The 15228-nt window shown below is 58.2% G+C and carries 12 protein-coding genes; 7 read left to right on the top strand and 5 right to left on the bottom strand.

The window, feature by feature from the left end; translation table 11 throughout:
- Positions 1-20: 20 nt before the first annotated feature.
- From ACSSVV_RS08935 to argA, 3 genes are all read left to right on the top strand, one after another.
- Positions 21-1262: a hypothetical protein gene (locus ACSSVV_RS08935; protein ID WP_022993181.1), complete on the top strand. Its 1242-nt coding sequence runs from the start codon at positions 21-23 to the stop codon at positions 1260-1262.
- 21 nt (positions 1263-1283) lie between these two features.
- Positions 1284-2447 carry an acetylornithine deacetylase gene (argE, locus tag ACSSVV_RS08930; RefSeq protein ID WP_014422828.1) on the top strand — a complete coding sequence of 388 codons (1164 nt, stop codon included), beginning with the start codon at positions 1284-1286 and terminating at the stop codon, positions 2445-2447.
- Between the two features lie 84 nt (positions 2448-2531).
- Positions 2532-3839, top strand: coding sequence for an amino-acid N-acetyltransferase (gene argA / locus ACSSVV_RS08925; protein ID WP_023012053.1), 1308 nt, complete (start codon positions 2532-2534; stop codon positions 3837-3839).
- Here the strand turns inward: argA and ACSSVV_RS08920 are convergent.
- A complete protein-coding gene (locus tag ACSSVV_RS08920) occupies positions 3813-4883 on the bottom strand; it encodes an aminopeptidase (protein WP_011786966.1) in 1071 nt (356 codons plus the stop codon). The two genes, argA and ACSSVV_RS08920, sit on opposite strands and share 27 nt — an antisense overlap.
- Positions 4884-5069: 186 nt before the next feature.
- Between ACSSVV_RS08920 and ACSSVV_RS08915 the strand changes: the two genes are divergently transcribed.
- On the top strand, positions 5070-8819 hold the full coding sequence (locus tag ACSSVV_RS08915; RefSeq protein WP_454106126.1) for a DUF1631 family protein: 3750 nt from the start codon (positions 5070-5072) through the stop codon (positions 8817-8819).
- Positions 8820-8845: 26 nt separating this feature from the next.
- Positions 8846-9712: a phosphoribulokinase gene (locus ACSSVV_RS08910; protein ID WP_454106125.1), complete on the top strand. Its 867-nt coding sequence runs from the start codon at positions 8846-8848 to the stop codon at positions 9710-9712.
- Here the strand turns inward: ACSSVV_RS08910 and ACSSVV_RS08905 are convergent, their stop codons facing one another.
- The 3 genes from ACSSVV_RS08905 to ACSSVV_RS08895 all read right to left on the bottom strand — a co-directional run bounded on the left by ACSSVV_RS08905 (position 9713) and on the right by ACSSVV_RS08895 (position 12164).
- On the bottom strand, positions 9713-10567 hold the full coding sequence (locus tag ACSSVV_RS08905) for a pirin family protein (RefSeq protein WP_454106124.1): 855 nt from the start codon (positions 10565-10567) through the stop codon (positions 9713-9715).
- Between the two features lie 149 nt (positions 10568-10716).
- The gene (gene speD, locus ACSSVV_RS08900; RefSeq protein ID WP_454106123.1) at positions 10717-11508 is read right to left on the bottom strand and encodes an adenosylmethionine decarboxylase; all 792 of its coding nucleotides are present in this window, start codon (positions 11506-11508) and stop codon (positions 10717-10719) included.
- 233 nt (positions 11509-11741) lie between these two features.
- A complete protein-coding gene (locus ACSSVV_RS08895) occupies positions 11742-12164 on the bottom strand; it encodes an OsmC family protein (RefSeq protein WP_011786961.1) in 423 nt (140 codons plus the stop codon).
- Between the two features lie 249 nt (positions 12165-12413).
- Between ACSSVV_RS08895 and crp the strand changes: the two genes are divergently transcribed.
- Together crp and ACSSVV_RS08885 are read left to right on the top strand one after the other, a co-directional pair.
- A complete protein-coding gene (gene crp / locus ACSSVV_RS08890) occupies positions 12414-13055 on the top strand; it encodes a cAMP-activated global transcriptional regulator CRP (protein WP_007153756.1) in 642 nt (213 codons plus the stop codon).
- Positions 13056-13324: 269 nt separating this feature from the next.
- Positions 13325-14233, top strand: coding sequence for a vWA domain-containing protein (locus ACSSVV_RS08885; RefSeq protein ID WP_222534046.1), 909 nt, complete (start codon positions 13325-13327; stop codon positions 14231-14233).
- Positions 14234-14322: 89 nt separating this feature from the next.
- On the opposite strand, the gene ACSSVV_RS08880 is transcribed toward ACSSVV_RS08885, so the two are convergent.
- Positions 14323-15204 carry an alpha/beta fold hydrolase gene (locus tag ACSSVV_RS08880; protein ID WP_011786958.1) on the bottom strand — a complete coding sequence of 294 codons (882 nt, stop codon included), beginning with the start codon at positions 15202-15204 and terminating at the stop codon, positions 14323-14325.
- Between the last annotated feature and the right edge of the window lie 24 nt (positions 15205-15228).

Genomic DNA, 15228 nt, shown 5'->3' with positions numbered 1-15228 from the left:
TTCTGGCCGGGAGTTACCGGATGAAACGCCTGCTGTCATTTCTCGTTATCACAGGAATAGTGGCCTTCGCCGGCTTTAAAGCTGGCGTCTGGTGGCTGACGGACCAGCGTCTGGCAGAGGCGCGCACGGTACTATCGGAATCCGGTGTACTCGAGCGGGGGAGCATCAGCTCCTCTGTGGATGGCCGGGTCATCCTCCGGCAGGCGCACTGGGAGGACTTCCAGCTTACTCAGCCATTGCAGATGGACCTGATTGAACTGGAAACCGGCTCTCCAATCGCTCTGTTGACCACACTGATGAGCCCGGACAGCTTGCCGGCCAGTTGGCGGCTGTCCGTTGAGCGCGCCAGCATTACGCTGGAGCCTACCATGTTCCGGAACTGGGTGACGGCGGCGCCGGATGAAACTGCCCAGGCCCCGCTAGCCAATCTGTCCTGTGCGCCGGACCCAAGGCAGCAACTGGGTAGTGGGGATTTGATGCGTATGGGGATTCCTGATATCCGGGGCGACATGTTGCTGGAGCAGACCCCCGATGCCCTGCGTTTTGAACTGAATACCCGTGAAACCGGAAGCCTGGAGCTGGTTTGGCCAGACGCCAGACTGACCATGGGCAATCTGGCCGACCCGGCCTCCATGGGGGCCGGGCCACTGCAACTGACCGTTCGTGACGCGGGTCTGATGCGCCGCCTCTCTGCCTATTGTGCCCGCGAGACCGGGCTGGAGGTCAGCGACTGGGCCGGGCGGGGTGTCGCGGCATTGGAGAAAGGGCTGCAGGCTCGGGGCCTGGAAGCCAGTCCGCAATTGCTGGCACTGTATCGGCAATGGCTGACCGAAGGGGGTGAGGTGACCATGATGCTTGCACCCGGCTCGGAAACCTTCGGGCTGCCCGTACGCACCGATTCGGAAAACACCGTCAGCCTGCGCGTATCCTATAACGGTGCCACCGTGCCGGATGTGTACCTGACCGAAATGCAACGGGTGGAACCAGCATTGCCTGCGCAGGCAATGGAGCCTGTGGTACCGCCGGAAGACCCGGATTTTGAGCAGTGGTACCCTGACAGTGTTGAGAACGCCAATACCTGGCTTGGCCGGCGCGTAAAGGTTACGCTCTCGAATGAAAACCAGGTTGAGGGGCGACTGGTCAGCGTTGGCGAGCGGGATATGGAAATCGCCCGCACAGTGGCCGGGGGCGAAGTGGCGTACCCCATTCTGATTCGTGCCATTACACAATTTGAAGTCTGGCGCCGGGGCCGCCCGGAATAGCGCCGGGACGGGAGGCAATAAGTGACCGCAAGTGCAAGCACAGGGGTGCCGGGTATCAGGGAAATGCTGGCCCGGCTGATTTCATTGCCATCCATCAGCAGTGCCTCGCCGGAGTGGGATCACAGTAACGAAGGTGTGGTCCGCCTGCTGGCAGAGTGGCTCGAACCCCTGGGGTTTACCGTCGAGATCATGGAAGTGCCGGGCATGCCCGGCAAGTTCAATCTGATCGCCACTCTGGGTAGCGGTCCGGGTGGACTGGTACTCTCAGGCCATACCGACACCGTACCGTTTGACGACAAACGCTGGCAAAGTGATCCGTTCAGTCTCACGGAAAAGGACAACCGCTGGTACGGTCTGGGCACCTGCGACATGAAGGGCTTTTTCCCGCTGGCCATTGAAGCCGCCAGAGCCTTTGCCGGCGAGCCCTTGCAGCAGCCGCTGATTATCCTGGCCACTGCTGACGAAGAAAGCTCGATGAATGGCGCCCGGGCACTGGCAGAAGCTGGCAAACCGAAAGCCCGTTACGCGGTGATCGGCGAGCCCACCAATCTCAAACCAGTGCGCATGCACAAGGGCATCATGATGGAGCGGTTGCGGTTTGACGGGCAATCGGGCCATTCCTCCAACCCGGCCCTGGGCCGCAACGCGCTGGAAGGCATGCACGAGGCGCTCGGCGAACTTCTGGCCCTGCGCAGCGAATGGCAGGAAAAGTACCGCAACCCCAACTTCGAGGTACAGGTGCCCACCCTGAACCTGGGCTGTATCCACGGTGGTGACAATCCCAATCGCATCTGCGCCCAATGCGAATTGCACTTCGACCTGCGTCCGCTGCCGGGCATGAACATGGAGACCCTGCGCCAGGCGATTCTTGACCGGATGCAGCCTCTGGCCGAGCGGCGGGAACTCAAACTCACGTTTGCCCCCCTGTTTGACGGCGTACCGCCGTTTGAAACCCCGGCCGACGCCGCTCTGGTCAAAGCCTGTGAGAAACTCACGGGCCACACGGCACACGCCGTTGCTTTTGCCACGGAGGCACCCTGGCTGCAGCAGCTGGGGTTGGAGACCCTGGTGATGGGGCCAGGTTCGATCGACCAGGCGCACCAGCCGGACGAGTTTCTTGAACTGTCCCAGTTACAGCCGACGGTGGATATCCTCAAGGGATTGATCAAAAGGTTCTGTCTTTGAGTAGACTAACGGTAAGGCGGGCGGAAAACCGTCCCGGCATTCTCCATTCTTGGCAAGCATTATCAGGGTATAAGGAATAAAGGTTTGAAATCAAACGACTGGCTGCACGGATTCCGCCATTCCTCTCCGTACATCAACGCCCATCGCGGCCGAACCGTCGTCCTGACCATGCCCGGGGATGCCATCGAGCACCGCAATTTTATCAACATCATCCACGACATCGCTTTGCTCGGCAGCCTTGGCGTCAAGTTGGTGGTGGCGTTCGGTGGCCGCCCCCAGATTCAGTCGCGACTGGATGATGCCGGCCTGGAATCCTCCTTCGCACGGGGCTTGCGCATCACCCCCGATAACCATCTGCCGATGGTTATGGAAGCCATTGGCGGGCTCAGGGCCTACCTGGAAAGCCAGCTCTCCATGGGGTTGGTGAACTCACCCATGCATAACGCCCGGATTCGGGTCAGCAGCGGCAACTACGTCACCGCCAAACCCGTTGGCGTGCTGGATGGCATTGATTTTGGCTACACCGGCCGCGTCCGCCGTGTTGATACCCGAGGCATCGAGCAATTGCTGGAGCTGGGGCATATTGTTTTGCTGCCGCCAATGGGCTATTCGCCCACCGGTGATGCCTTCAACCTTTCCTATGAGGATGTTGGCAGCCAGGTGGCCGCGGCGCTGCAGGCGGAGAAGCTGATTGTCTTCATCGACGACGAAGGCCTGCTTGAAGAAGATGGCAGCCTGATACGTGAGTTGTCCGCCCGTCAGGCGTCCGAACGCCTGAACGACAATGCCGTCACCGGCCACGACGCGGCCCTGCTCAAGGCCGCCTGCGATGCCTGTGTCAAAGGCGTTCGGCGTGCCCACATCATCAGTTATGTCGAAGACGGCGCCCTGCTGGAGGAGCTGTTTACCCGCGATGGTTCCGGCACCCTGGTCAGCGGTGATAACTACGAACAGATTCGCCAGGCGCGGGTAGAAGATATCGGGGGCATTCTGGAGCTGATTCAGCCGCTGGAAGAGCAGGGCGTGCTGGTTCGCCGCTCCCGGGAAATGCTGGAAACCGAAATTGACCGGTTTGTGGTGGCGGAGCGGGACGGCACCATTGTCGGCTGCGCCGCGCTATACCATTATCCGGAGGAGGGCTCCGGAGAGTTGTCCTGTTTTGCGGTCGACCCCTCCTACCGACGCGCCGGCCGTGGTGACGAGATTCTCGCCATGGTTGAAAAGCTGGCCCGGGGCCAGGGTGTCCACAAACTGTTTGTGCTGACTACCCAAACCGAACACTGGTTCCGGGAACGCGGTTTCGTACCCACCGCCGTGCAGGATCTGCCGGGGCCAAAGCTGGCCTCATACAACACCCAGCGCAATTCAAAGGTTTTCTACAAACCGCTCTGACAGCAATTTCAACTGCGCAGATCGACTGTCCGCTGGCTGTCGGGAAAGCTCCTCGGCAGCCCGGTAAAAATCGTGGAAGCGGTAGTTCAGCTCTTTCAGCATCTGTCGGAAGGCGGGAACATGCTGATTATATTGCCGGAACAATGCCAGCTGTGCGTTGTTAAGCTGCACCGGCGGCGGGCCAAACGGCCCCGGCTCTTCGTATTGCCCGGCCAGGTTGGCGTAATTCCGGGCCAGCTCATCGAGCAGTTGGGCCTTGTGCGCACGCAGCATGGATTTGTCCATCTGGTTCTGGCTGGCATAAAGCTGCTGCAGCTGTTCGCTGGTGGCGTCGACCAGTGCCAGCGTCTGTTGCCGGTGCTGCAGTCGCGCTAGGGCACGCTCAAAACCCTCCGGTGCCCCTTGCTGCTGAAGCCAGAGCCGAAGCCCCTCCAGCTCCACGGCGGTGGCAAAACTTTCGTTAAAGGCGGTATCACCGTTGATATAGAGAACTCGGTGGGCCAGCTCGTGGAACATCAGGGCGACCATGCGGTCATCCGCCAGGGAGGTGAACCCGGTATGCAGTGGATCATCGAACCAGCCCAGGGTGGAGTAGGCGGTAACAGCGCCGATAAAGGTATCATAATGGCGTTCGCGAAAGGCCGTCTGCTCCTGTCGGGCGTCGGCTAGCTGGAAGTACCCGCGATACGACTGGCAGCCCACAAACGGATAACACCATTGGTGGGGGGTAAGCGAAAACTCCGGCACGGCGACCAGATTCACCACCACCCATGGCCGCCCCAGCGCCACGTATTTACTGAAGGCATCGTCTACCGGCAAGGCCAGTTCTTTCGCCGCGAATTCTCGTGCTTGTGCTGCCAGCTCAAGCCGTCGGCGAAGTTCCGGGTCGGTTTCCGGTGCTGTGGTTACCTGGTTGATGGGCCTGGCCTTCATCATCAGGGACACATGGCCGCCAATGGCCTGGCCATAGTAGCCAATGGTCGTACAGCCATTCAGGGGTGTTACCAGTAGCAAAAGGAGATAGATCTGACTAAGCTGTCTCATGAATCATCATATTATGATGTTGTGGGTATGAGGCTGTACAATTCCTTATCCGCCGACGGCTGTCACAGATTTTTAACCGACCGCCGCAGGCCTTATCATAACAGCTCGAACCTACACCCACTCAGGGACGTTGGCCGGATTTCCGCATCCGGCAACATGCCGGCTTTGCAACTGGTCAGGTAGTTCATGGATCCGAGAGAGCGTCGCAGCAGCCCCCGACAGCCGATCAAACTTGCCGCTCAGATAGATGCCGGCAGTGGTGAGGCGTGGCCCTGCCAGATTGCAGATTTCTGTGCCGAAGGCATGTTCATTCGTTATTCGGGTGAAACCTCCGGCAAAATCGAACGGGCCTTTGCCCGCGGTGGTGTTACCGAGCTGGTGGTTCGGTTCCGCGGTCTTGAGGGCAATCGTCGATACGAGCTTCATGTCAGCCCGGTCCGGCGCATTGACGGTGCCATGGGCGTGCATTTTACCCGCCCGGATTCCGATGCCTTCAACGCCATGCTCCAGTTGTGTGGCAGCTCCGGTGATCAGTCCCGGTCATCACTTCGCGCCCCCAGCGAGCGCGTTCAGTTTGTTCTTCACCAGTGTGCCAAAACGGTCACGCGGTTTATTGAGCCACTGATGGATGCCTGTTTTGTGCAGACGGTGGACGCCCTGCGTGTTGCGGCCCAGAAAGCCCCCAATGATCAGCTTGCCAATGAGTTGATGGATGCCTCCGGCCAGATTCAGGGGCGCCAGCGGGTGCTCTGGCATTACATGAGCCGCAGTCTGGAGTCGCCCTTAAAACCGGAGCCCAAAGGCGCGCCCGGTTCAGTGTTGTCGGTGGTAGACAAAAACGAGTTTGAGGACTGGCTGGCAATTCGGGTGATGGTTACCCGTGCTGATACCCAATACCGTGGCGACCTGCTGCAGCTCAAGCTGAGGCTGGACAAGTTAGGTATCGCCAATCGCACCGGCCATCATAATCCCCTCGGTCCCGCCCTCGTGTGCGAAGCCTTCCATAACGCGCTTGCCCAGCTGAAAGTCAGCCGGGACGTTGAAAAGGTCTGCCTGAAGACGTTTGAGCAGACGGTGATCAAACAGCTGGAGCCGTTGTATCGGGAGTTGAACAATATCCTGATCCGGCATGGTGTGTTGCCGGATCTGGACCTGTCCCGTTATCTGAGTGAACAGGCGCCGGTCAGGAAGGAGCCACCGGCCCAGGCGCTGAAGCCGGAGCCCGAAAGACCTCTGGAAAAACCGCAGCCTGAGATGCCGGAAAGCAAGCCCGGGCAAAGTGCCCACGGGCTGAAAAGCCGGGTAGCCGGAGAGTTCCGGGGGTACACTCGCGCAGCCCAGACCGCCTTTGCCACGGTCAGGAACCTGCTGACAACACTGCAGGCCAGTCGTGTGGAGAATGGAGAGCCAGCGCCAGAGCCGTTTGCGGCCAATGCCCGTCCGCTCTCTCAGGGTGAACTGCACCGGGAACTGCAGGAGCTGCAGTTACGCGCTGCGGCCCCGGAAGAGCCGGCCGTGCCCTTGCGGGACCGGGTGGTTGAAAAGATACGTCAAACCGGTGACACGCGGCTCAATGCTGAGCAGCAGGAAACGCTGGACGTTGTCGACCGGTTTTTCCGGAGCGTGGTCGATAGTCCCAAACTCAGTGACTACGCCCAGAGCCGAATGCGTCAGCTGGAAGTGCCGGTGCTGAAAGTGGTGATGCGTGATCCCGAATTCTTTGAGGACCAGGACAGCCCGGTTCGTGGTGTGATGAACCGCCTGGCACAACTGGGCGTGAAGGGTGGCCGGCTGAACCCGGTGGTGCAGCGCCGGGTGGATGAGCTGATTCACCGCATTGCTACCGAGTTCGAACAGGATACCGGCGTGTTCGAGCAGACCGTAGGTGAGCTGGACACCCTGATAGACCGCCAGAACCTGGTGTATCGCCGTAACGTCGAGCGGGTAACCGCTGCCGCTGAAGGTGCCCAGAAAGTGGCCGAATCCAAAACCGCCGTGGCCAGCGCGCTGGAAAGCAAACTGGCCGGCCGCAAGGTCCCCAGGGCCCTGGTCAGCCTGCTCGACGGCGGCTGGCGCGACCTGTTGTCGCTGACGTGGATTCGCCAGGGGCCGGACAGTCAGCTATGGCAGGATTACCTGGCAGTGATCGATTCGCTGATGGCCTTTGCCGAGGATCCGGACAGCAGCATTAACCTGCCGGAACTGTTGCGGCTGATTCAGGATGGGCTGGCGTCGATCTCCAGTAACCATATGCCGTCCTCCCAGATCCGGGATGAATTGAAACAGTTCCTGGTGCGTCGGCCTGACAAGGCGCCGGAAATGGTTGAAATGCCTGCGGTCAGTGGTGCTCGCCCGGACAAACAGGTGCTCAGTGAACGGGAACAGCGCAGCCTGCAACGCTGGATCAACCGGGCCCAGCAATTGCGCACCGGCGACTGGCTGCGGGATCAGACCAAGGCAGAAGATCCCCAGTACATCCGCCTGGTGTGGATTGCCCGTAGTTTCAGCCGGTTTGTCTTCGTTAACCACCAGGGTATGCGGGTGGTTGAGCTGGAGCTGGAGGCTCTGGCCAGACAAATGCGCAAAGGCATCATCGTACCGGACAATCAGTATGACCGGCCGCTGGTAGACGAGAGCATCGACCGCATGGTTCGCAACGTCTATGACCAGCTGTCCTGGGCATCCACCCATGATGAACTGACCCGGCTGCTTAACCGCCGGGAATTCGAGCGTATGCTGGAACAGCAACTTGCCCGCCGGGAAGACAGCCGGACTTTATTACAACTGGATCTGCGCGGGTTCCGATTGCTGAATGATACGGCGGGCTACCAGGCCGGAGATGAAACCCTGAAACGGGTGGCGGAGGTCATCTGTCGGCATGTGGGCGATGGCATGCCGGTGGCTCGTCCCGGGGGCAATGAATTTGCCATGCTGGTGCCTGAAGAACAGGGGCCGGAAATTGCCAAGGCGCTCCTGGAAGCCATTGCAGATGAGCCCTTCGAGTATGGCGGTCGGTGTTACACGTTAAATGCCAATGTTGGTCTGGCGCCGGAACTGCCCGCGTTGATCAGCGCCGAGAAATGGCTGAAAGCCGCCGAACAGGCGCTCAATTCTGCCCGTGACAAGGGCCCTGGCCGTTTCTCTATATACACGCTCGACGCAGACGACCAGGCCCGGCAAGAGCAGATTGCAGCCCGTGTGGCTGGCCTGAGCAACCCGGACGAAGAACGCATGCTGCTGCGTTGCCAGAAGATCATCCCTCTGCACGGCAGCACCCGCATGGGGGCGCAGTATGAAATTCTGATCAGTATGTACGACGACAGCGGGCAGCTGATTACTGGCCAGGATTTCGTCCGCATGGCCGAGCGCTATGACCGTATGCAGGCGGTGGATCGCTGGGTCGTGGGGCACATGCTGGATTGGCTGAGGGATCAGTCGCCGGATCCGCGCCATGTAGGCGGTGTCTGCATAAATCTGTCCGGCTATTCGTTGAACGACCAGTCACTGCTGGAATTCATTTACGAAAAGCTCAGTGAGAAGGATGCGCCTATTGAGCGTCTCTGGTTCGAGCTGACGGAAGCCTCTGCCATTCATGATCTGCAATCGGTGGCGGATTTCATGCTGGAAATGAAAGAGCTCGGCTGCCGGTTCTGTCTGGGCAACTTTGGCAGCGGTCCCAGCTCCTTCCAGTTCATGCGATCGTTGCCGGTAGATCTGATCAAGATCGACAGTGCCTTTACCGGCCAGCTGGCAGCCAACCAGACGGACCAGGCCATGGTCAGGTCCATGGTGGATATGGCTCACTACATGGAGCGGGAAGTGATTGCCTCTCAGGTTGAATCCCGTGAGGTTCTGGATATGCTGAGGCAACTGGGCGTGGATTACGCTCAGGGTTTTGTGGTTGAGAAGCCCCGACTGCTGACCAGCCTTGTCTGACGCACATCCGGGAACCTGAACTTATTATGTCCAGACGCCATCCGATTATTGCCGTTACCGGATCTTCCGGGGCAGGTACTACCACAACCGGGCAGATCTTCAGCCGCATGTTTGCCAGTGAGGGCATCGATGCCGCCATGGTTAGTGGCGACAGCTTTCATCGGTATACCCGGGAACAAATGGCCCGACTTGCCGCCAAGGGGCAGTTTGGTGAACGCAACCACTTTGCCCTGGCAGCGAATCATATCGATAGGCTGGAGGCTCTGTTCTATGACTACAGCCATACCGGCAATGGCCGATACCGGCAGTACGTTCATGACGAAGACCGTGACCTGATCGCCGCTGGCCACAAACCCGGAACCTTCACCCCCTGGGGCCCGTTACCTGCGGATACCGATGCCCTGTTCTACGAGGGGCTCCACGGCGGGGTGGTGAGCGACAACTATAATATTGCCCAGTACGTTGACTTGTTGATTGGTGTGGTACCCATTGTCAATCTGGAGTGGATCCAGAAAATCCATCGGGACACCCATCAGCGTGGCTACAGCCAGGATGCCGTGGTTCAGACCATCATCAATCGGATGGACGATTACGTGCACGACATCGTGCCGCAGTTCTCTCACACCCACATCAACTTCCAGCGAATTCCGCTGGTGGACACCTCCAACCCCTTCGTTGCCCGGGATGTGCCCAGTGAAGACGAGAGCATGGTGGTGATTCACTTTCGGGAAACGACGGATGTGGATTTCCCGTGGTTACTGCAGGCCATTCCCCAGAGCAGCCTTTCCCGTCACGATTCCCTGGTGATCCCGGGGCCGAAAATGGCCCTGGCCATGGACCTGATTATCCGGCCCATGGTCCAGAGCCTGATGGCCGGCAGAACCTTTGCCTGATCAGGCCGTCAGGGTGCCATCGCGGTAGTCGGCCAGCGCCTGCTCAATCTCGGCCGTTGTGTTCATCACAAAGGGACCATACTGGACAACTGGCTCGCCGATGGGGCGGCCGGCAATCAGCAGCAGTTTTGCGCCGGCCTCTCCGCCTTCAATCAGAACTTCATCCCCCTGGTCCAGAATGTTTGCCGAGGATGGTACCAGAGCCTGGTTCCGGTCTTCGCTCACCAGACTTGCGACGCCTTCGTACAGGTAGACCAGAGCATTGAGCACCTGAGGTACCGGTAAAGATACTCTCGCTCCGGGTTCCAGATGGACGTCGGCGTACACAGGCTCAGTGCTGCCGCCGGTGACTGCACCGGTGACGGCACCGCCACCGATTTCCAGTTCACCGGCAATTACCCGGACTGAAACACCCGGCTGACGCGCTATTGGAATTTCTTCAGGCTGAATGTCCCGGTAACCGGCGGGCTTCATTTTTTCAGCGGCCGGCAGGTTGAGCCAGAGCTGGAATCCCCGCATGACCCCGGATTCCTGCTGCGGCATCTCCGAGTGCACGATGCCCCGGCCTGCCGTCATCCATTGCACCCCACCGTTGCGGAGGTTGCCGCGATTCCCCAGGTGGTCTTCATGCAGCATGTGGCCTTCAATCATATAGGTGACGGTTTCAAAGCCCCGGTGCGGGTGGGCCGGAAAGCCGGCAATATAGTCCTGGGGCTGGTCAGAACCGAATTCATCCAGCATCAGGAACGGATCCATGCGCACGGATTGACGCTGGCCCAATGAGCGTTTGATACGAACCCCGGCGCCATCGGATGTGGCCAGTGCGGGAATGGTTTGTTTCAGGGAGCGAAGCATGATCCCGTCCTCCTCTCGGTTAGTCATGGGGCTATTTAACCGGGATGGTGGAAGGGATGAAATCGCAGAATTCTGGCGGGGGAAGTCAAAAAAACTGACGAAGGCATCAAAAGGTGACGACGGGAGCCCCGTCGTCACCCCCGGAGCGATTATTCCACGTTGCGGGAGTAGAAGATTTCCAGCATTTCCCGGCGCAGGCGATCCTCGATGGACTGGGCTTCTGCCGGGTCTAGGTCGCCGGCGTTCACTCCGAACACATAGTTGTCCAGGTTGAACTCCTTGAGCATCATCTTGGTGTGGAACAGGTTTTCCTGATACACGTTGACGTCGATCATCTGATACGCGTTCTGGGTATCCTCGGTCAGGTAGTTCTGGATCGAGTTGATGTCGTGATCGATGTAATGCTTGGTGCCGTCCACGTCGCGGGTGAAACCGCGTACGCGGTAGTCAACGGTAACCACATCCGAGTCGAAGCTGTGAATCAGGTAGTTCAGTACCTTCAGCGGTGAAATCAGACCGCAGGTAGACACATCAATATCCGCACGGAAGGTGCTCACGCCGTCATGGGGATGGCTTTCCGGGTAGGTGTGCACCGTCACGTGGCTCTTGTCCAGGTGCGCCACAATGGTATCCGGCAGCGGGCCGGGAGACTCTTCGTTATTGGCTTCGCTGTCGGTCAGTTCGTGCTCGGCGATCAGCATGGTGACGGACGCACCATGAGGCTCATAATCCTGGCGGGCAATGTTGAGAACATTGGCGCCGATGATCTTGACCACATCGGTCAGAATCTGGGTCAGACGCTCGGCGTTGTACATCTCGTCGATGTAATCAATATAGGCTTCGCGTTGTTCTTCGGTCTGCGCGTAACAGATGTCGTAGATGTTGAAGCTCAGGGATTTGGTCAGGTTGTTGAAACCGTGCAGCTGGAGTTTGGTTTCCATGCTCAGCCCCTCCGGGAAATGGAGATGAATGATCACAGGGAGAGGAACTCTCCCTGCCGAGGCCGCCACCGACTACTGACCGGGTGAATGGCATTGTTCACCTTTTGCGCAGACCGGCGGAGAAAGTTGCGTATTATGCATACCGCAGGTGTCATTGAATAGTATTTGCAATGACATTTTTTATAACGGAAAGCCGCGGTTGCAGGGCGCTGGCCGGAATCTGCCCTGCCGTTCTAGCTGGCGGCCTGGATTTCGAAGCTGTGCGTGATCTCGACACCGGCTTTGCCCAGCATGATCGAGGCTGAACAGTACTTGTCGGCAGACAGGCTGACTGCGCGCTCCACCTGCTTTTCCTTCAGGTTGTTTCCGCTAACCACAAAATGAAGATGAATGCGGGTGAACACAGCCGGCACCTCATCAGCGCGCTCCGCATCAAGCTCACAGTGACAGGCGGTCACGTCCTGGCGGCTTTTCTTCAGGATGCTCATCACATCGAAGGAGGAGCAGCCACCTACGCCCATCAGCAGCAACTCCATCGGGCGTGGGCCCAGGTTCTCGCCACCATGATCCGGGGGGCCGTCCAGTTGAACACTGTGGCCACTGCCACTGGTTGCTTTGAAGCTGGCATTGCCGGTCCAGTCGACGGTTGCTTTCATCGGAGTTACCCCTGGTGCCTGAATGAATGGGCAGGATGCTAGCACAGTTAACTCCCTGCGGCATGATGTGGTTGCGACCAAAGCGGTATTGCCTTCAGATACATCCTGTATCCGCTTTTGAGTTGCCCAGAAGTTACCTTCTTGTTATAAGTTGCGTGGCATATCAGTAAAACCCCTAACCCGCACGGACAGGCGGGGATATAAAAACGATCAGGAATCGCCAGACTCTGAGGAGGCATGTCTCGCATTATGGCTACCATTGTCAAGCCGGTTGAGCAGAAGACCAAACACCTGGATTACTTCCTTTCCCAATGCCATCGCCGGCGTTACCCAGCCAAAAGCACCATCATCTATGCGGGTGATAAAAGCGATTCCCTGTTCTACATCGTCAAGGGCTCGGTCACTGTCATTATTGAAGACGACGATGGTCGTGAAATGATCATGGCGTACCTTAATGCCGGTGATTTCTTCGGTGAGATGGGGCTGTTCGACAACATGGATTCCCGGAGTGCCTGGGTCAAGGCCAAGACTGAGTGCGAAGTGGCAGAAATCAGCTACACCAAGTTCCGGGAAATCGCTCAGCAGGATCCGCGGGTGTTGTACTTTATTGGTGAACAGATGGCCTCGCGCCTGCGCCAGACTACCCGTAAGGTAGGGGACCTGGCGTTCCTTGATGTCACTGGCCGGGTTGCCAGAACACTGCTGGATCTGTGCAAAGAGCCGGATGCCATGACTCACCCGGACGGCATGCAGATCAAGATTACCCGTCAGGAAATTGGACGCATTGTTGGTTGCTCCCGGGAGATGGTCGGTCGGGTTCTGAAAACTCTTGAAGATCAAGGTCTGGTGCGGGTCAAGGGTAAGACCATGGTGGTTTACGGTACCCGTTGATTGCTCTCTCCCTCCCTGTAATCGCTGCATAAAACGGTGCTCTGCTTTTGACGGGCACCGGTCTTTCTCGGTATCTCCGTCGGTATATTCGCCATTTCCCGCTCCGTTACCTTCTCAGCTTTGATGGTGTCGAAGCACTTTACAGTTGTGTTTAGGCACATTAACTGAGTGTTTTATAACAAACTGAAAATTAAAGATCTTTTCAATTCTGGCAGGAATCGCGCAGGGAAGGTTGAGTCACACATTGACTCACAAAAAGGAGTTTAACCATGAAAAGAAAATGGATTGCCGGCACTGCTGGCCTGGCCGCAGCCGCCCTGATGAGTTCCGCTTCTGTTGCCGCGCCGATTACGGCAGATGTTGTGTTTCTGGTCGATGAATCCGGCTCCATGGGTGGAGAGCACGCCTGGCTCAGCAATATGATTGCAAGCCTTGAGAGTGGTCTGGTCGGTGAGGGCGTTGGCTCTTCGGTAAGCAACCGGTATTCGCTGGTTGGTTTCGGTGGTTCGTCATTCAGCAACCATCTGGATCCCCATGCCCATGATATGGATGCCGTTACTGCGGGCACTCAGGAGTGGGGTAGTTCCACCGATTTTGCTGCTGCAACGTCGACGCTGGTTACCAACGGTGGCACGGAAGACGGCTGGAGTGCGCTGGACTGGGCACTGAATAATCTGAGCTATCGCGCGGATGCCGCGGTTAACTTTGTGCTGGTTACCGACGAGGATCGTGACAACACGAATGCTGCCCTGAACAAGGAGAGCCTGTTGTCAGGATTGTTCAGGAAGAACGCGCTGCTGAACGTGGTAGTAAACAACAGCTTTGGTTGTGATGCGTCCTCTACCAATGCCATTGGTATCGACAGCGATGATAACGGTTTCCAGGCCGATGGTTCCGGTGGTTTCACCAAGTGTGAAGGCGCTGGCAACATCGGTAGTGGTTACGGAACCACTGGCAGCGACTACGTCGATCTGGCCCTGAATTCCGGCGGTGCCGCCTGGAACCTGAACATTCTCCGTTCCGGTGGTACTAACGCAGATTCGTTCACCGCATCGTTTGTTGACACCAAGGTACAGGAAATTACCGAGCAGCCTCCGGTTTCTGTGCCGGAGCCCGGTACCCTGGCCCTGCTGGGTCTGGGTCTGACTGGCCTGGCATTCCGCCGCAAGAAAGCCTGATCGTTCGATCGAGGCTTGCAGTAACAAGGGCGCCTTCGGGGCGCCCTTGTTGTTTTTGTGACCGTTGTCATCAGGGGCTTTGAGGTCCGCTAAGCGTTATTTCCAACAAAGGTTGATACAGACTGACAGATGGCGTCAGGCTCGGTCAGTGGCGCCCAGTGCGGGGCATCCAGTTCCTGCAGCGTGAGTTTACCGGTCCATTGCACCAGGCATTCGGTGAGTTGACGGCCAACGTAGGCATCCCGGGTAGGAATGATCACCTGAACGGGGCAGCGGGTGTGCCGTGGCCTGGGGCGTAGCAGTCTGGGCAGAAAGTTTGCCCGGTAGAGTTTTACGCCATATTGCCCGTCTGCCTTCTGCAAGGGGCTGAAGCGGGCATCAGCGACCTGTTCCTGTTTCTTGAGGTAGCCGGGCCAGGCTTTGTCCAGCCCGGCTTTCCAGATTATTTCCGGAAGTAGCGGCAGCTGGAAAAGAAACACGTACCAGGAACTCGCTAGCTGCCGCAGTACCTTGGTAGTACCGCCGTTTGCTGGTGAGCCGATCTGATTGCGAATCCAGAAGCCGACATGATCCAGGCAGGGGCCGGAAATGGACGTGTAGGACCGAATACGCTGCTGGAGGTCGGGGTCGGTGACCGATTCCCAGCTCTGAATGGAGCCCCAGTCGTGGGCAACCAGATGAAATGGCCGGTCGGGGATAATGGCGTTGACGACTGCTTGCAGATCTTTTGCCAGCAAAGACAGGCGATAGTCCCAGGTCCGGGCTGGCTTGTCGGAGCGGCCAGCACCGCGGACATCGTAACGAATCACCAGATACTCCTGGCTGAGTGTGGCCGTGACCTTGTCCCAGACACTGTGGTTGTCGGGGTAGCCGTGTACCAGAACAATGGGCGTTGCTTCCGGGTTGCCCTCCGCAACGGCGTAGAGAAGAAGGTCTCCACTGGTCACCCAGTGTTCATGTTTGGTCGGCATCAGTCCGCTCCCGGCATAGTGTGT

The sequence above is a fragment of the Marinobacter sp. MBR-105 genome (genome assembly GCF_053628895.1).
The sequence above is the reverse complement of the archived record's forward strand: the minus strand, read 5'-3'. Positions and strand labels throughout refer to the sequence as shown.